Origin of the sequence: Crocinitomix catalasitica ATCC 23190, assembly GCF_000621625.1 — a bacterium.
Taxonomy (GTDB): domain Bacteria; phylum Bacteroidota; class Bacteroidia; order Flavobacteriales_D; family Crocinitomicaceae; genus Crocinitomix; species Crocinitomix catalasitica.
This window is the reverse complement of the sequence record NZ_JHXV01000009.1, coordinates 184372-199196: the sequence shown is the minus strand read 5'-3', so window position 1 is coordinate 199196 and position 14825 is coordinate 184372. Positions and strand designations below refer to the sequence as shown.

Here is a 14825-nt window from a genome sequence, read left to right as displayed (position 1 = left end):
CAAGAATTATCTTCAGGAGTTTCAGCTTTACGCCATTTAAATATGGTTTGACGAGAAACACCATAACGTAAGGCTAATTGCTCAATACTTAAGTTCAGATTATTTTTAATTTCTTGACGAATATGTATATTTGTCTTGGCATTGGAATGATAGATTTGTTGCATAATTATTTTTATTTGTCGTAAAACAAAAATAATCAACTATTTTATTTCCAGCCCTTTCAGCTTCGTTTCGGCTTCGCCTTCACTTCGCTGAAAGGGCTTTATTGCTATCAACAATGTTGTGAAACTTTACATATAGCGACTACTGAGAGTCAAGAATTGCTGAATTGATATCGATAGTAATAGGTTAATATGAAAATAAGAACAGGAATTCTGTTCGTTTTAATAGATTAAATATGCTGATTAAAAGGCATAAAAAAAGCGAACCAATTGGTTCGCTTTTTTTGTTTTCCTCAATATTATTTGACAATTAAGGTATATTCTGGTGTTGGATTTAAAGGACAGAAATAAACATATTCTCCTTTTTCTAATTTAACGTGATTTGAGTAACCTGTTGTATTGGTTGCTACAGTTTTGGTTACATACGCTGCTTTGATATGATTTTCAGGTTCTGTTTTTCCTTTCGGAGCCAATACAAATCCTAATTCATGGTCAACATCTTTATTGCTGATTTCAAAAATATAAGTTCCAGCTTTAACTGTGATGGCCTCTTGTGTGAAAGCTCCCTCGGTTTGTTCTAACGAGATGGTTTTAACTTGATCCATTTTTCCATTTTGCGCTTGCGCTGTGAATGCACTTAATACGACGATTAATCCTACGAATAAATTTTTCATTTTTCTGTTTTTTTAGTTGATGGTTATTTATTAATTATGCTGTTACTGAAAATTTGCCGGCTTCGACACTTGGAAAATCAACTTCCGTTTCTGCTATATGATTGACATAGTTGGTGAGTGTATTAGAAACAACGTTTAATACAATTTCTAAAATGTCGCTGTCGTTATAACCGGCATCTTTTATTTGGGCAATTTCTTCAGAACTTACTTTACCTCTGTTTTTTGTTACCGATTGAGCAAATTGTAAAGCAGCTTGTGTTTTTTCATCAGCTGCAATTCCTTGTCTGTTTTGTTCTGTTTCTGCTTCTGATAAGCCATTCATTTTTCCAACCGCAGTATGTGCTGACAAACAATAGTTACAATCATTCTCTTCTGCAATGGCAAGTGCTAATTGTTCTACAAATTTTCCTTTAAAGTTACCGCTTGCAGTCAATTCACTTAGTTTTAAATAGGCTTGTAATGTAGTGGGAGAGTTGCCAAATACTTTTACAAGGTTGGGCACAAATCCGAATTTGCCTTGCACAACATCGAATAATTCTTTTGATTTTCCTGTTGTTGTTTCTGGGTTTAATGTTTCGATTCTAGTTTTCATATGTTTTGTTTTTATACCTGACTTAGCAGGTGATTTTTTGTTATTAATTATGACAGTACAAAGGTGCAACACTTATGCCCCATAAAAAATGGACAAAGGTTCCTTAAGGTTGGACAAGCTTTATTTATAGCAGTTTTTAGATGTTTTGAGGTTGTTTTTTTGCGTGAAGGATTGCAGTGACATCCTTTTTTTGACAGATCAGGAAAAAAAAGATACAACGAAAAGCCTGGCCTTTATGGCACGCCCTAAATATGATACCCTAAGCTATTCTGATAAATAACAGAATTGAGATTAATAGTCTTTTTTGAATTGAATGGGTAACTTGGCTGTGGCTTTGGTGAAAAAGCGGGTGAAGTAGGCGGAATCATTAAATCCGAGATCGTATGCGATGTGTTTTACGGCTTGGTCGGTATAAATGAGTTGACGTTTGGCTTCTAGAATGATGCGGTTCTTAATAAAATCGCTTGGTGTTTGGGTGCCTGCTTTACTGAAATGTTTGGCCAATGATTTAGGTGAAATACCTAGTTTCTCGGCATAGTCGGTAACGGAATGTAATGTTCTATAATTTTCCTCAACCAGCACACTAAATGCTTTAAAGAGTTTGGTTTCAACATCATCTTTAATGATATAATTATCCTTTTTTACACGAACTGCTTGAATGATGAATTGTTTTAAATAGGCTTGGAGCATGTCATACTGCGCTGCAGCATCTGTTTTAAATTCATCGATTAAGCTTTCTAAAATAAAATTGAGTTTGGCAGCATCGCTTTCATTCGGTTGAACAAATGGGGTGTCGTATATATTATTGAATAGAATGCCGTTACAGGCCACTTCCTTGTCGTGCGTTTGGATGCAATAAAAATCTTTAACAAAGCTGAGGGAATAGGCTTCTTCAATCGCCTCCGTTTCAACAGAAAAGACTTGGCCTGGTGACAAAAAAAGCAAGATATTGTCGTGAAAATCGTAGCTTTTAAAATCGACATTATAAACGCCTTTTCCTTTTTTAATCCAATAAATACTGTACTTCTCAACCTGTTCGGGCTTGCTGAATACGCAAGCTTTGTCGAATTGAATTAAACTTAAAGTAAAAATATCTTGATAGGAATGATTAATAATTTCTTGTGCTGCCATACTTATAAGATAGGAAGACGTATGGGGAGGGTAAAACTTTCAAAAAGTTGCAACTTAAAAAGGTTGATGAATTGAATATGCGAAATTTAACATTTATTAGCGCAATGTATGCTTAGTTTAGTATCTTGAAAAAGAATTGATTTAAACTTTTTTTAGCTAGGCCTTATGATATTTATAGAAAAACGAATCACATGTATTACAGAATAATTGCGCTTATACTATTTCTCACGTATGGAGGAATGAGTTATGGGCAAAGTACACTTATTGTTAATATAAAGGATTGCCGAGCTAAGGATCGCTATGAATATTTAGCTGAATTTAAATTGTATAGAAACGGAACATTAATAAAAACTGTAACACCAAAACATGAACGAATACAAGTGTTTAAATTTTTGGCATATGGCTCTTATACAGTTGTTTATAAATCTTTTTTTGATAAAACGGAGTCGATCAATATTGAGCTTATAGAAAAGAAAAAATATAGGATTGATTTGTGTTTAGATTATCTCGATTATGAGAATGAAACATATATTCCATTTATTGATAGGTTAGTGTCTGGGGAGCATTATTCAATTAAGATTATTTCAAGCGGTTGTTTTCACAACTCGGAAGAAAACGTTTTAATTGAAAGAAAAGATGATGGGTATTATCTAAAATATGCAGATAAAAAAATGTTATTAGATCCTGAATTGATTGAAGAAATTAGGCATTTTGAGCTCGAGTTAAATTATATAAAAGGTGGGGGATGTACTACTGTAGATGAGTATTTATTGAAATATAAAGACCATGTTGTATTTGTATCAGATGATTCTTGTAGGTGGAACGGCTGGTATTATTTGAAGAAAAGTTTAGAATAATTCAAAGAATTTTGTTGATAGCATATCATCTGATTCTAATTACTAATTGATTATTTGGAATATAACATAGAGATTAATTATGTTTTTTTTATGCGTGCACAAGAAAAAAAGCAATGATTTTAATATTTCTTGACTATATTTAAGTACCAAAACAAATAAATTGCTACTGTTTTTTTTATAATTATTAATTGAGAGTTAAGTAAAATTAACTGTTGAACCCCAAAAGCATACATGACTGTTTGCAAATAGATGAGCATGAAAAATGTTATTCCAACTTATGAAGATTTATTAAAGGAAAATGAAAAACTCCGCAATAAATTGTCAACGCTTAAATTGACGGGGAACAATCAATTCCTTGAGGATTTAATCAATAATATAAACGATCCTGTTTTTGTAAAAGATGCGAGTAGTAGACTTGTATTAGCGAACGATGCTTTCTGTGAAATTTTTAATTTACCAAGAGATTTAATATTGGGAAAAACGCTAGCAGAAAGTGTTCCACCAACCGAAAGAGAACAATTTTTAAAGATTGACCAAGCTGTTATATCGACAGGTATTGTGAGTTTAGTGGAGGAATTATTAACGATTTCAGAGAGAAAAACGAAAACGATTATTACGAGGAAGTCGCGTTATACAGATAATAATGGAACACATTTTTTAATTGGTGTAATTCATGATATTACCGCACTTAAGCAAGTTGAAGAAGAGCTTATTCTTGCGAGAGAAAAAGCTGAAGAAAGCGATCGTTTAAAGTCTGCATTCTTGGCCAATATGAGTCATGAAATACGTACACCAATGAATGCTGTTTTAGGATTTGCACAATTGTTAAAGAAGGGGAATATCACAGAAGAGAAAAAGAAAAAATATTTAGATTATATAGATACAGGTGGACAGCGATTGCTCAATATCATTTCAGATATTGTAGATATTTCAAAATTAGAAGCACAACAGCTTCCGCTTTATTATGAGGATACAAACTTAAATACATTAATTGATAATTTAAAAGACCAGTTTGTAATTCATCCGATTAATACCGGCACTGAAATTCGAACGATAAAAGGTTTGGATGATGCTGAGAGTATTGTTTTTGTAGATGGAACAAGGTTGGCACAAATTCTATCCAACCTCCTAGAAAACGCCATAAAATTCACTAAAAAAGGGGTTGTTGAGTTTGGATATACTATAGATGACGAGAAATTAGCCTTTTTTGTAAAAGATAATGGGATAGGGATTGCATCGTCTGATCAAAAGAATATTTTTGATCGATTTATACGTGTTGACAATCAACAAAATAAATCGGAGCAAGGGAATGGATTGGGTCTTGCCATTGCCAAGAGTTTGGTGCATCTTTTAGAGGGGGAAATAAGGGTTGAATCGGAAGTCGGGAAAGGCACCACTTTTTATTTTAATATTCCGTATAGCATTTCCAAAAAAACTGTTGATGTGAAAAAAGAAGCAAATTTAAACTTGAAAGAAAATAACGATATCACCATTTTAATTGCGGAAGATGAGTTTTTAAATTTTAAATACCTTAAATCTATTTTAACCCGTTTAAAATATAATATTCTACATGCCAAAAACGGAAAAGTTGCTGTAGAACTATTGGAAGAAAATGAACGAATTGATTTGGTGTTAATGGATATTAATATGCCCATCATGACAGGCTTTGAAGCAATAGCAAAAATAAGGAAATTTAATACCACAGTGCCAATTATCGCACTGACTGCCTATGCCATGGCTGAAGATAGAAAGCGGGTGGTAGAATCGGGGTTTAACGATTACCTATCTAAGCCTTTATCAGAACACGAATTATTTAAAAAGATTGAGAAACATGTAGGGCATTGATTTTGATAGTATTACTTTTGATAATAAAAACGATATGAATTATTAAAATCAAGAAAATACTTGATAGTTCCCGTTTCATCAAGTAGGATATATTCATCAAAAATTACATCCAATCGAATTGGTGCAGGATGACCAATAGCAAATTTGACATTGACATCACGTCCCGTCTGATATTTTACTAGACGCCACCCATTTGGTAAAGGAATGATAGTGTGGCGATAAATTTCAGCTCTCTGCGCTATGATCATGCCTTTTGGTTGGCTGTATAATTCTGTTATTGAACATTGGGATATTTCTGTCCTCAAGTGAAAAGGTTTAAAATTCGGATCATAAGAAATCGTGTCATTTGAATCTGGTAATGTAGTGATTTCGAATTTTTCGCGGTATATTCCAGTCGAATCTTCAATATATTGCCAAATATATTGGCGTGCATTTTTTTGTGGATTCAATAAAATCAACGGTCGACTTTGATTGTGCATAATTGTATAGGCTTTTGAACCATTTATTTCGCTTTCTACAATGGATAATTCTTTTGGATTGAATGATTTGAGCCAACGTTCAATTGAAGGTGTTTTTAAGAGTGGGAATTCGTTTATTTCAGCACTATAATCAAAAGGTCGATTGGCATAGGAATTAGTTGAAATTGTTGTTAAAGAATCTGAATTTTTACCGTAATTTTTAGTCGTCAAGCGCCCATGTGTATCCCAAGCAAAAGTATATGCAACGGTATTATTAACGGTTTTACTTTTTTTGCCATTTACTTGTTGTTCGAATTGGCTTTTAGCGGCAATTAATTGACCTGCAGTATTGAATTTATATAGTAAACCCCAAGTCGATTTTAAAAGCAATGGTCGACCTCTAATATGGCCATTATCGGTGCTTTCATAATTGGCAAATAGCTGAAAAATTTGATGTTGTCGTTCTATATTGATGCCATCTGCCGAATAAACGAATTGGATATCAGTATTTTGAGTTTTACGTTTATGCTTTAAAGTGCTGGAGGAAAGGATTAGTTGACCTTTATTATTGTAAGTCAATTTGCAATTTTCAACTGTATTATGACTTGAAAAAATACGATTCATTTTATCCACAGTAAAGGATTCCCAACCGTCTTGAAAATGATCCGTGAATAAATAGCCGGTCTCAATTCTTTCAATTTCAACAGTCTGATTGGCTGCATTGGTATAGATCAACCCATCGGGTATATACGATTTATAAACATTGAGAAGTGTATCCCATCTCTGTAAATAGTCGTATTGACCAATCAAATGATTCAAATTCCTCGGCAAGTGTTTTAGAATTGTAAAATCATCTTGCCAGTCAGATACATGAATAATTTCTTGCGCTTTACCTATTTTGCAATACGAAAAAGCAACAATACATATGATGAAAATTTTTCTTGTCAACCCTTAATTTTTAAACTAGATTTAACTACAATTAAAGCGTTTAATCGTTCATTAAATTAGTTGAAATTTCATTCTTGCCTTCCATGCAGAGCATAAACCATTGGAATTTTATCACCAAAGTTTTTAAGGCGATATTTTCCAGGTTCAAATTCCTCCATATGTCTTAAACAATCGTAAGGGGAATAATCATATTCGTTAAATGACTGAATGAAAATATTCACTTTTAGCAAAGCATTCATCACTTCACTAATTGGATGATTCCAGGTAATCATTTCGGCTTGCAATGGTGCATCTTGATCTGTATACGTTCCTGTCACATTTTCAACAATAGGTGCGACGTTGAAATAACTATAAATGATGTCTTTAAAATCGTCGTCATACATCCAAATAAACGGGTGGAATTCGACCAATAAAAATTCACCTGTCGGCTTTAAAAATTTTGTTACGATTTGCGCCCATTGATCTAGGTCAGGTAACCATCCAATGGTGCCATAACTCATGAATATCAAATCAAACGAATCATCTAAATGATTGGGTAAATCGTATATGTCACAACATATAAATTGGGCAGAAGATTCCGTGATTTGCGCTAACTCATTAGCCTTTGCAATGGCAGCATCTGATAAATCTACACCTGTTACATCTGCGCCCATTCGACTTAAAGCAATGGTGTCTTGACCAAAGTGACATTGTAAATGCAGTACTTTCTTCCCTTTTAAATCGGGCAATAAATTTAATTCTATCTCATTCAAAGAAGTTTGTCCTGCAATAAAGTTTTTTACATCATAAAAATCAGAATCGTAATGAACAGCGGTTTTCTGATCCCATGCAGCTTTATTTATTTTAAGGTAATCCTCTTTTGAATCTTTCATTTTAATTCGTTTTCTATGTATTCAACTATTATTTCTGGTTCAATTTGATCAATGGGGTGTGGCAATCCCGTTAAACAATTTAACGTACCATTTGGTAGAAGGTTGGCTATATGTTCAGATTCCGCTATACTAACCATTTTATCATTGGTACCAATTCCGATTGAGACGTGCTGTTTTATTTCTTGGAATTCAGCGGGTGACATTATGGCGCCATTGCCCATTCTTGTCATCATCTGGGCAGTTTTTAACATGTTCTCTTTCCAATCAATTGGTGCATGTCTTTCTTTTAATTGCGCCGCAAACCCTGGAACTTTCAATTCAATTTTATCTGGATTGAGCATTTTAACCTCTTGCGCAGCTGATTCGACTGTCCATTCAAATTTAGTTCCTAATGTTATAATCTGATGTACTAATTCGGGGTGCTGATTTGCTAGTTTTAAGGCGACATATCCACCCATACTATAACCAAATATATCGATCTGTTTTAATTCATTTGTCATTAAAAAATCTCGCGTATTTTCTACAAATAAATCAATTGAAAAGTCTTTATTAGAAGACATCCCACCATGTCCTTCAAAGTTGAATGTATACACATTGAATTCACTATTTAGTTGTGGCAATAGTGGCTGGAAGTATACTTTACTTCCTAAGGCGCCATGTAAAAGGAGCAAATCTTTTTTCATTACATTAAAAATCCGTTAACAGGTTGGATGGCTTCAGGAATATTTGAGTCATCTATCATTTCTCGTAAATCTATTTCAATCCCAATAGCGATAGCAGTAATTGGAACGTCATTATATGTCCCTTCGAACGGGTTTTCAGAGTAGTCACCAATCATTTCCATCAATGCAAATGACCATACAATCAAGCCGGAAATTAAAGGGCTTAACCAATAGATCCAGCCACTTTCTGGATTTAAGATACTCAACATCGCAAAAGGAACTAGTGCTGAAAATATCATCGTTAACCAGACTGCTGTAGATGCATACTGTCTCGGGAATGGAAAGTTTTTTATTCGTTCAGCTTTCCCTTGTTCTGTGTATAAATTTTCAATAATATGGTGGAATTCCATGTGTCGGAAATCTTCAAAATATCCTTGGTCTTTTAGCTCCTGTAATCGTTGTGACTGTTTGGCTAATATTTGCACAGCAGCATTTGATTTACTATTAACAAGTTGAACTTCATCAGTAGGAATGTATTTTGATAGCTCATTTTCTAAGGAGGTCCTATATTTTTCACAAACATTCGGAAAATACTTTTCTGATACTCTTAGTTCTGTATGCTCCCAGGTTCTGCTCAATCTCAATTGATATCGCAAAGCTGTCATCCAAGCGATATGTCTATAAATTAATTCTTTCTTAATGCTATCCGTTTTTTCACCTTGAATAAATGTTGTGCAAGCGGCGCCAAATGTTCTACTATTATTTACGATACCTCCCCAAATTTTACGCGCTTCCCATGTTCTGTCATAAGAGCTATTATTCTTAAAACCTAAATAAAAGGCGACTGCGACACCTAGTACACTCACTGCTTGCCATGGTAATGAGAATTTAATCTTTAGGAAATAAAATATAATTTGGATAACAGTAGCATAGAGTACTGTTATAATTAGTGGCTTAATTGACCACCTTAAGGTCATTAAAAAACCGTATCTTCTTTTTACGTACATCGCTATTTTTTTTGATAAAACTGCAATAGTCAGCGTACTAACTATTGCAGTTAAAAATAATCTTTAATCCTCAAGATATCCAAATTTTCCTATATTATAATCTTGGAAAGCTTCTTGGATCTCTTCTTGTGTATTCATTACAAATGGTCCATGAGCCGCAATTGGTTCGTTTAGTGGTTCACCACTCAATATTAAAGCAATGCTATTTTCACTTGCTTCAACTTCAAATGATTCTCCTTCTTTTTCAAAGATGACGAAATGATCCAATGCTACTTCTTGCCCATTAACCTTTACATTTCCTTCAACTACCAATAAAGTGGTTGTATAATGACTTGGAAAGTTGAAATTTGCTTTTCCGCCGGCATTCAATTTAGCGTTCATCATGTTGACAGGAGAGAAAGTACTAGCAGGACCTTTAGTGTCTTTGTATGCACCAGCAATCACTTCAACTATTCCGCTGTTAATCGGTAATTCATGTTTGCCCATCTCTTCGTTGACAATACCTTGGTATTTAGGTTTCGACATTTTATCCTTTGCTGGTAAATTGACCCATAATTGGACCATTTGAAAAAATCCACCTTTTTTGCTGAATTCCTCTTCGTGATATTCTTTGTGTAAAACACCCGAAGCGGCTGTCATCCATTGAACGTCACCTTGACCTATTACGCCGCCTCCGCCACCACTATCGTGATGCGCCACCTTTCCCTGATAAGCAATGGTTACTGTTTCGAAACCTCTATGCGGATGAACGCCAACGCCCTTTGGTTGCTCTGAAGGCGGGAATTCGAATTTCGAATTGTAATCGAGCATAATAAAAGGATCCATTCTTTGCATATCCGCTCTAAAACCACTTGGAATAAAATTGTGAACTCTAAAACCATCACCAACATAATGTGCTGGACGTGGAGGTAATACGATTTCTATATTTTTAGTTTTCATTTTGAATATTTTTAATGTGTATACAAATTTACGGGTGATTTTTCCCTCCCGCATTGATGTATGATAAGAAATGAATATGGTTGATTACCCCGCAAAATTTTTATCGGCCAAAGCTTTGCGAATTCGACTTAAACTTTCAGGCGTGATGCCTAAATAAGAGGCGATCATCCATTGAGGAACGCGTAATAAGAGGTTAGGGTAGAGTTGAATAAAATCTAAATAACGTTCTTCCGCAGTTGCGCCAAGTAGGAGTTGAATGCGTTTTTGTTGATGCCGGATGTGATTGTGTAATAGGAATTCGTTCTTTGTCCTGAAATCTGGACTTACCAATGCCAATTGATCTAAGAAGGGTTGGTCGATAAAGACGACAGTTGTTTCTTCAATCGCATCGATAAAATAATTCGAAGGCTCATTAAAGTAAATACTTCCCCGATCGCCTGCAATCCAATTCTCTGGTGAGAACTGAACAACATGTTCTTTACCATCATTATTCAAAGCATACATTCTTAATAAACCTTCTTCAACAAAAAAGGAATGACTGCAGATTTGACCTTGCTCTAAAAGAAAATCGCCTTTATTGATTGTTTTGGTTTGTTTAGATAAGAGCAAATCTTCAACTTGACTTGTTGTTAAGCCTAATTTATCTTCAAGAAATACGGAGAAACGTTTCATTGAAAATTATTTGCTGAGTTCAGCCAGTTTTAAAACTGTTTTCCAATTTCTTACCGTTGCTGTCGTATTTAGCTTTTTCTCAATTATATTATTACTCAATTTAGATTGATGAACTTTAATCGGGTAGGCCAAATACAATTGCTGATCTAAAAGTTGATAGATCTCGTTTTTTGTTGCATATGGTACTAATTCTGTTAATAATGATGCGTCAACAGTATCTGCTAAAAAAGCACAATACAATTCGTCAATATCTCTTTCTTGATAAGGATTGTTGGCAACTAGTTTTAGCCATTCTTTTGCTGTTCGAATAATAACAGGAACATCATGACCAAATTTTTCTAAGATTGATTCCTGAACCAAACTTTCTAAGATTTTGATATTTTTTTTAGCGCTATTACAAATAATATTCCCGCTTTGAATATAGGTCGTGATTTCACTAAATTCTTTTTGGGCTAACAATTCCTTCAGGTCTTTCATCAATATTTTTCGATGTCCGCCAACGTTTATACCGCGCAATAAAATGATGTATTTAGTCATGAGTTTTTTACCTTTTGGCTCTTCTAATAAAAAAGAGTGCTGCTAAAATAAGACTTACAGCAACAATAAAAGTAAAGAATAAGGTGTTATTCGAACTTTTTGAAAGGACCGTTTGAATACTGCTTTCCTCAGCGACCACAATTGTGTCGTTATTAACCATCTCTTGATTGACCTTTTCTTTTTGTAGTGTTACGAAAACGATGTCGTTCATTGCTAGTAAATCAGATAAATTGGTGTTTATTTTTTCCCAATTGATAATGTGGGGAGGATTGTTATTATCATCGAATAAGTCTTTGTAACGAATGGATAAACGTCCCATCATTCCCTCCAAATTTTCGTTTTCAGGTTTTATATTTTCGTTCTTTATTTTTAATTTTTGTACATCCGCTATTCTCTCCTTCGCTTCCGCTTCATTTCCTCCATAATATTTATAGGAAATTTCAAAAAAACGCTCGGCATAACGCAACGATTTGGTTTCAACGAAACACCTACCTAAATCATAAAATAAGTTGGCCATTATAGCATCGTGATTTGGTGTAAAAGGAAACCGTTCTTGAACTTGAATGAGTAACTGATCTGCAGTTGCTTCAATTTTTAGCGCATCTTCAGTTAAATTAAGTACCGAGTTTTTTATCAAATAATTATCGTCTTCTTGTAAGGCTTTCTTTGTTTCTAAAACGCGAATATGTATCCACTCACTGCCGTCATGAGCATTAGGATTGAGTTCCATTCCTTTTTTGATATAAAATAGGGCGCTGTCTAATTCCCCCTTTAATTCGTATGCGGTGCCTAAATTTGCGGCAACCTTGTATGCTTTGGGGTGGTGATAAGAAATTTGTTGCAGTATGGATAAAGCCAAATCAATTTTCCCCGCTTTCATTAATAGTACCGCATAATCCGATAGTTTTTCAAAAGAGGCTTCTTCCTCCATATCATGCAAATATTGAATTAGCCGACGCTCAATTAATGCATTATTGAAATTAATATTGAATCTCGGGATTAAATCGTCTAAAACATGCGTATGTCCTTCTTTGTCGGTTGTATAATATAAATTGAGACAGGCATTTGAATTGAAGGAGATTCCAAGAATTATAAATAAAAGGAGGATGATGTGTTTCATTTATTAAAAGAAAAGGTTCTTTAAATTTAAGAAAATTATTGTTCTAATTCACGGATATTTAATGAATAATGGTCAATCAACCAATTTCACTATAAAAAAGGTTGATTGACCGAGTTGTACTAATTTTTAGATTGGAATTTGTAGACTGCGCTAATCGCCGCAACATTCGAATTAAAACCGGAATTTATGCGGATAATGCCAGGTGAAGTTCCGTTGACCAGTGTAGAACCAACAGAAATAGAAGGAATGGTTTCAATTCCTAAATAGAATTTTTCATTGAAGTGATAAATAAATCCCAATATATAACCCAAACCTGCATCCAAATCAAGATTGGTATTGCCAAAATTGTTATTGAAGTTTTCATTCAAACCACCGCGTAAAAAGGGTTCAAATCCATGTTTAAATTGAAATTTATCAGAAACAGACACCCGTTTTTCCCAACCGATAGAAAATCCCAATTGGCCATTCACGATTAAATTATTTTCACTGATTGTCATATTTAAACTGGTCATTGCAAGCCTATACCTAACAAAACTATTCTCTTTCCTTTGTTTTTTATAGATGATGCCGAGGTTATTAATATTATTCGATCGAATGCCTATTTCTTTATTCGTTTGGCCAAATGTGATAGGACTGAACAATAATAAAGGTGTTAATAATACAAGTAAGTTTTTCATGTTGTTTTCGTTTTATATTTGAATATAGAACGTGACAGGTTTTACCATATTGTAATTTTATAACCACCTTTAAAAGTCATGGATATTAAAAAAATAGGATAAATTAATAATTTTATATAAGTGTAACGTGTTGAATGTTAAGCGGTTTAATGGTTTCGATTCCGTCAATTTGTTCACGTTAATCTCGTCAGTTTAAAAAGAGTATTCAATTTCTTGAAAACGTGTTGAACGCCTTATGTTTAAAGGGGGGGAGACCTAAATTAATTATGGATTATTTGCGATGCGTTAAACTATGTTAATCCTTGCAAAACTTTAAATTTAGGTTGAGTAATCGAGACTAATGAACTTGAGATTCCTCCAAAGTAATTTCACAAGTACATTCACCACCGCCAGAAACTTTACTTCTCGAATTCTCTTTAAAAACCCATTCATCCGGATTGTCTATATTTAAATCCACCTCAAGAGAATCGTTGTCTTGAACGGAGAAGACAAAACTTGTATAATTGGGGCAGTTTTGGTATTGCGATACTTGAGAGATATCATTCATTGTACTCAACGTTTGTGTTGAATGTGGGGCAATGATTACCGTTTCAGTGAGCACAGTGTCTGGGTAATTATTGATTGAACCGACTATTGTATATTCCGTATTGTTTACCATTTTTTGATGATAGATTGTCACAGGATCACATGAAACCATGGCTAGCAATAATAAAATAACTAAAAATCTCATAACGTCTTTTTTCAAATTACGGAGAACGAAATATATAGGTTGCTCATGTTCCTAAAATATTTTTTTATTCGAATTAAGCATTTTTAATAACAAGCAGAGATGTAATGCTGGAACAATCTTTGCGACTAATTCAAAGTATTAACAAATTATCTTGTTAAATTTGTACACTTTTTAAAATTAGAATGAAGAACAATTTGAATCATATTGAAGAAGTAGGGGACGATCATTTGTCATCTGCAGGAGATACACCAATGAGAGCTGATGCATTTGAAAAGTCAGATGAGGTAAAAATAGCAGAGATTGAGGAGAAGTTTAAGGATATTATGCACACGCTTGGCTTAGATTTGACGGACGATAGTCTTAAAGGAACGCCAAAAAGAGTTGCAAAAATGTTTGTAAAAGAAATTTTTGGAGGTCTTAATCCAGAAAAAGCACCAACCTCTTCCAATTTTGAAAACAAGTATAACTACAGTGAAATGTTGGTTGAAAAAGACATCACGTTATATTCAACTTGTGAGCATCACTTTCTACCAATTGTAGGTAAAGCGCATGTTGCTTATTTTTCAAATGGTAACGTGATTGGTTTATCTAAAATGAATCGAATTGTAGATTATTATGCTAAACGACCGCAAGTTCAAGAAAGATTAACAATTCAAGTTGTTAAACACTTACAAGAATATTTAGGAACGGATGATGTAGCATGTGTAATTGACGCAAAACATTTATGTGTCAACTCAAGAGGAATCAGAGATATACAAAGTAGTACTGTAACAGGTGAATTTGGAGGGAAATTTAAAGATCCTAGTGTACGTCAAGAGTTCATCAATTATATCCAAATGAAATTAGATCTGAATCCTTAATTTTCAGTCAAATATATACGTTTTTAAAATGCGATAAGGTGATTTCACTTTATCGCATTTTTTTATGCTAAAGAATGCCTAAT

The 14825-nt window shown here is 33.8% G+C and carries 17 protein-coding genes; 3 read left to right on the top strand and 14 right to left on the bottom strand.

What is annotated here, in order from left to right:
- The 4 genes from T367_RS25595 to T367_RS0107745 form a co-directional block, all read right to left on the bottom strand.
- Positions 1 to 164: helix-turn-helix domain-containing protein (locus T367_RS25595; protein WP_157454162.1), on the bottom strand; the 164-nt coding region annotated here is incomplete at its 3' end.
- A gap of 296 nt (positions 165 to 460) precedes the next feature.
- Entirely contained in the window at positions 461 to 835 is a 375-nt protein-coding gene (locus T367_RS0107755) for a cupredoxin domain-containing protein (protein WP_027419336.1), read from the bottom strand.
- 34 nt (positions 836 to 869) lie between these two features.
- On the bottom strand, positions 870 to 1427 hold the full coding sequence (locus T367_RS0107750; RefSeq protein ID WP_027419335.1) for a carboxymuconolactone decarboxylase family protein: 558 nt from the start codon (positions 1425 to 1427) through the stop codon (positions 870 to 872).
- Between the two features lie 291 nt (positions 1428 to 1718).
- A complete protein-coding gene (locus T367_RS0107745) occupies positions 1719 to 2558 on the bottom strand; it encodes a helix-turn-helix domain-containing protein (protein WP_027419334.1) in 840 nt (279 codons plus the stop codon).
- Between the two features lie 191 nt (positions 2559 to 2749).
- Here T367_RS0107745 and T367_RS0107740 point away from each other — a divergent pair, with 191 nt between their 5' ends.
- Entirely contained in the window at positions 2750 to 3415 is a 666-nt protein-coding gene (locus T367_RS0107740; protein WP_157454161.1) for a hypothetical protein, read from the top strand.
- A gap of 255 nt (positions 3416 to 3670) precedes the next feature.
- Positions 3671 to 5260: a PAS domain-containing hybrid sensor histidine kinase/response regulator gene (locus T367_RS21755; protein ID WP_051568436.1), complete on the top strand. Its 1590-nt coding sequence runs from the start codon at positions 3671 to 3673 to the stop codon at positions 5258 to 5260.
- A gap of 11 nt (positions 5261 to 5271) precedes the next feature.
- Here T367_RS21755 and T367_RS0107730 read toward each other — a convergent pair whose 3' ends face one another.
- The 10 genes from T367_RS0107730 to T367_RS0107685 form a co-directional block, all read right to left on the bottom strand.
- Entirely contained in the window at positions 5272 to 6666 is a 1395-nt protein-coding gene (locus T367_RS0107730; RefSeq protein WP_027419332.1) for a hypothetical protein, read from the bottom strand.
- Positions 6667 to 6734: 68 nt separating this feature from the next.
- Positions 6735 to 7538, bottom strand: a complete 804-nt coding sequence (locus tag T367_RS0107725) for a class I SAM-dependent methyltransferase (RefSeq protein ID WP_027419331.1) — start codon at positions 7536 to 7538, stop codon at positions 6735 to 6737.
- Positions 7535 to 8221 carry an alpha/beta fold hydrolase gene (locus tag T367_RS0107720; RefSeq protein WP_027419330.1) on the bottom strand — a complete coding sequence of 229 codons (687 nt, stop codon included), beginning with the start codon at positions 8219 to 8221 and terminating at the stop codon, positions 7535 to 7537. The genes T367_RS0107725 and T367_RS0107720 overlap by 4 nt, the downstream gene beginning before the upstream one ends.
- Positions 8221 to 9207 carry a bestrophin family protein gene (locus T367_RS0107715; RefSeq protein WP_027419329.1) on the bottom strand — a complete coding sequence of 329 codons (987 nt, stop codon included), beginning with the start codon at positions 9205 to 9207 and terminating at the stop codon, positions 8221 to 8223. The genes T367_RS0107720 and T367_RS0107715 overlap by 1 nt, the downstream gene beginning before the upstream one ends.
- A 63-nt stretch (positions 9208 to 9270) precedes the next feature.
- Positions 9271 to 10146: a pirin family protein gene (locus T367_RS0107710; protein WP_027419328.1), complete on the bottom strand. Its 876-nt coding sequence runs from the start codon at positions 10144 to 10146 to the stop codon at positions 9271 to 9273.
- 84 nt (positions 10147 to 10230) lie between these two features.
- Positions 10231 to 10818 (bottom strand): Crp/Fnr family transcriptional regulator, encoded by a 588-nt coding sequence (locus T367_RS0107705; protein WP_027419327.1) that lies wholly within the window; start codon positions 10816 to 10818, stop codon positions 10231 to 10233.
- 6 nt (positions 10819 to 10824) lie between these two features.
- Positions 10825 to 11355, bottom strand: a complete 531-nt coding sequence (locus T367_RS0107700) for a DUF1697 domain-containing protein (protein ID WP_027419326.1) — start codon at positions 11353 to 11355, stop codon at positions 10825 to 10827.
- Between the two features lie 7 nt (positions 11356 to 11362).
- On the bottom strand, positions 11363 to 12475 hold the full coding sequence (locus tag T367_RS23790; RefSeq protein ID WP_027419325.1) for a tetratricopeptide repeat protein: 1113 nt from the start codon (positions 12473 to 12475) through the stop codon (positions 11363 to 11365).
- A gap of 119 nt (positions 12476 to 12594) precedes the next feature.
- Positions 12595 to 13152 carry a hypothetical protein gene (locus T367_RS0107690; protein WP_027419324.1) on the bottom strand — a complete coding sequence of 186 codons (558 nt, stop codon included), beginning with the start codon at positions 13150 to 13152 and terminating at the stop codon, positions 12595 to 12597.
- 337 nt (positions 13153 to 13489) lie between these two features.
- Positions 13490 to 13882 carry a hypothetical protein gene (locus T367_RS0107685; RefSeq protein WP_027419323.1) on the bottom strand — a complete coding sequence of 131 codons (393 nt, stop codon included), beginning with the start codon at positions 13880 to 13882 and terminating at the stop codon, positions 13490 to 13492.
- 182 nt (positions 13883 to 14064) lie between these two features.
- Here T367_RS0107685 and folE point away from each other — a divergent pair, with 182 nt between their 5' ends.
- Positions 14065 to 14742, top strand: a complete 678-nt coding sequence (gene folE, locus T367_RS0107680) for a GTP cyclohydrolase I FolE (RefSeq protein ID WP_394331573.1) — start codon at positions 14065 to 14067, stop codon at positions 14740 to 14742.
- The last annotated feature ends 83 nt before the right edge of the window (positions 14743 to 14825 follow it).

Coding starts and splice junctions, on each gene's coding strand:
- T367_RS0107755 (WP_027419336.1), bottom strand. CDS start 835: ATGAAAAATTTATTCGTAGGATTAATCGTCGTATTAAGTGCATTCACA.
- T367_RS0107700 (WP_027419326.1), bottom strand. CDS start 11,355: ATGACTAAATACATCATTTTATTGCGCGGTATAAACGTTGGCGGACAT.
- T367_RS0107705 (WP_027419327.1), bottom strand. CDS start 10,818: ATGAAACGTTTCTCCGTATTTCTTGAAGATAAATTAGGCTTAACAACA.
- T367_RS0107690 (WP_027419324.1), bottom strand. CDS start 13,152: ATGAAAAACTTACTTGTATTATTAACACCTTTATTATTGTTCAGTCCT.
- T367_RS0107740 (WP_157454161.1), top strand. CDS start 2,750: ATGTATTACAGAATAATTGCGCTTATACTATTTCTCACGTATGGAGGA.
- folE (WP_394331573.1), top strand. CDS start 14,065: ATGAAGAACAATTTGAATCATATTGAAGAAGTAGGGGACGATCATTTG.
- T367_RS0107750 (WP_027419335.1), bottom strand. CDS start 1,427: ATGAAAACTAGAATCGAAACATTAAACCCAGAAACAACAACAGGAAAA.
- T367_RS21755 (WP_051568436.1), top strand. CDS start 3,671: ATGAAAAATGTTATTCCAACTTATGAAGATTTATTAAAGGAAAATGAA.
- T367_RS23790 (WP_027419325.1), bottom strand. CDS start 12,475: ATGAAACACATCATCCTCCTTTTATTTATAATTCTTGGAATCTCCTTC.
- T367_RS0107685 (WP_027419323.1), bottom strand. CDS start 13,882: ATGAGATTTTTAGTTATTTTATTATTGCTAGCCATGGTTTCATGTGAT.
- T367_RS0107725 (WP_027419331.1), bottom strand. CDS start 7,538: ATGAAAGATTCAAAAGAGGATTACCTTAAAATAAATAAAGCTGCATGG.
- T367_RS0107710 (WP_027419328.1), bottom strand. CDS start 10,146: ATGAAAACTAAAAATATAGAAATCGTATTACCTCCACGTCCAGCACAT.
- T367_RS0107745 (WP_027419334.1), bottom strand. CDS start 2,558: ATGGCAGCACAAGAAATTATTAATCATTCCTATCAAGATATTTTTACT.
- T367_RS0107715 (WP_027419329.1), bottom strand. CDS start 9,207: ATGTACGTAAAAAGAAGATACGGTTTTTTAATGACCTTAAGGTGGTCA.
- T367_RS0107720 (WP_027419330.1), bottom strand. CDS start 8,221: ATGAAAAAAGATTTGCTCCTTTTACATGGCGCCTTAGGAAGTAAAGTA.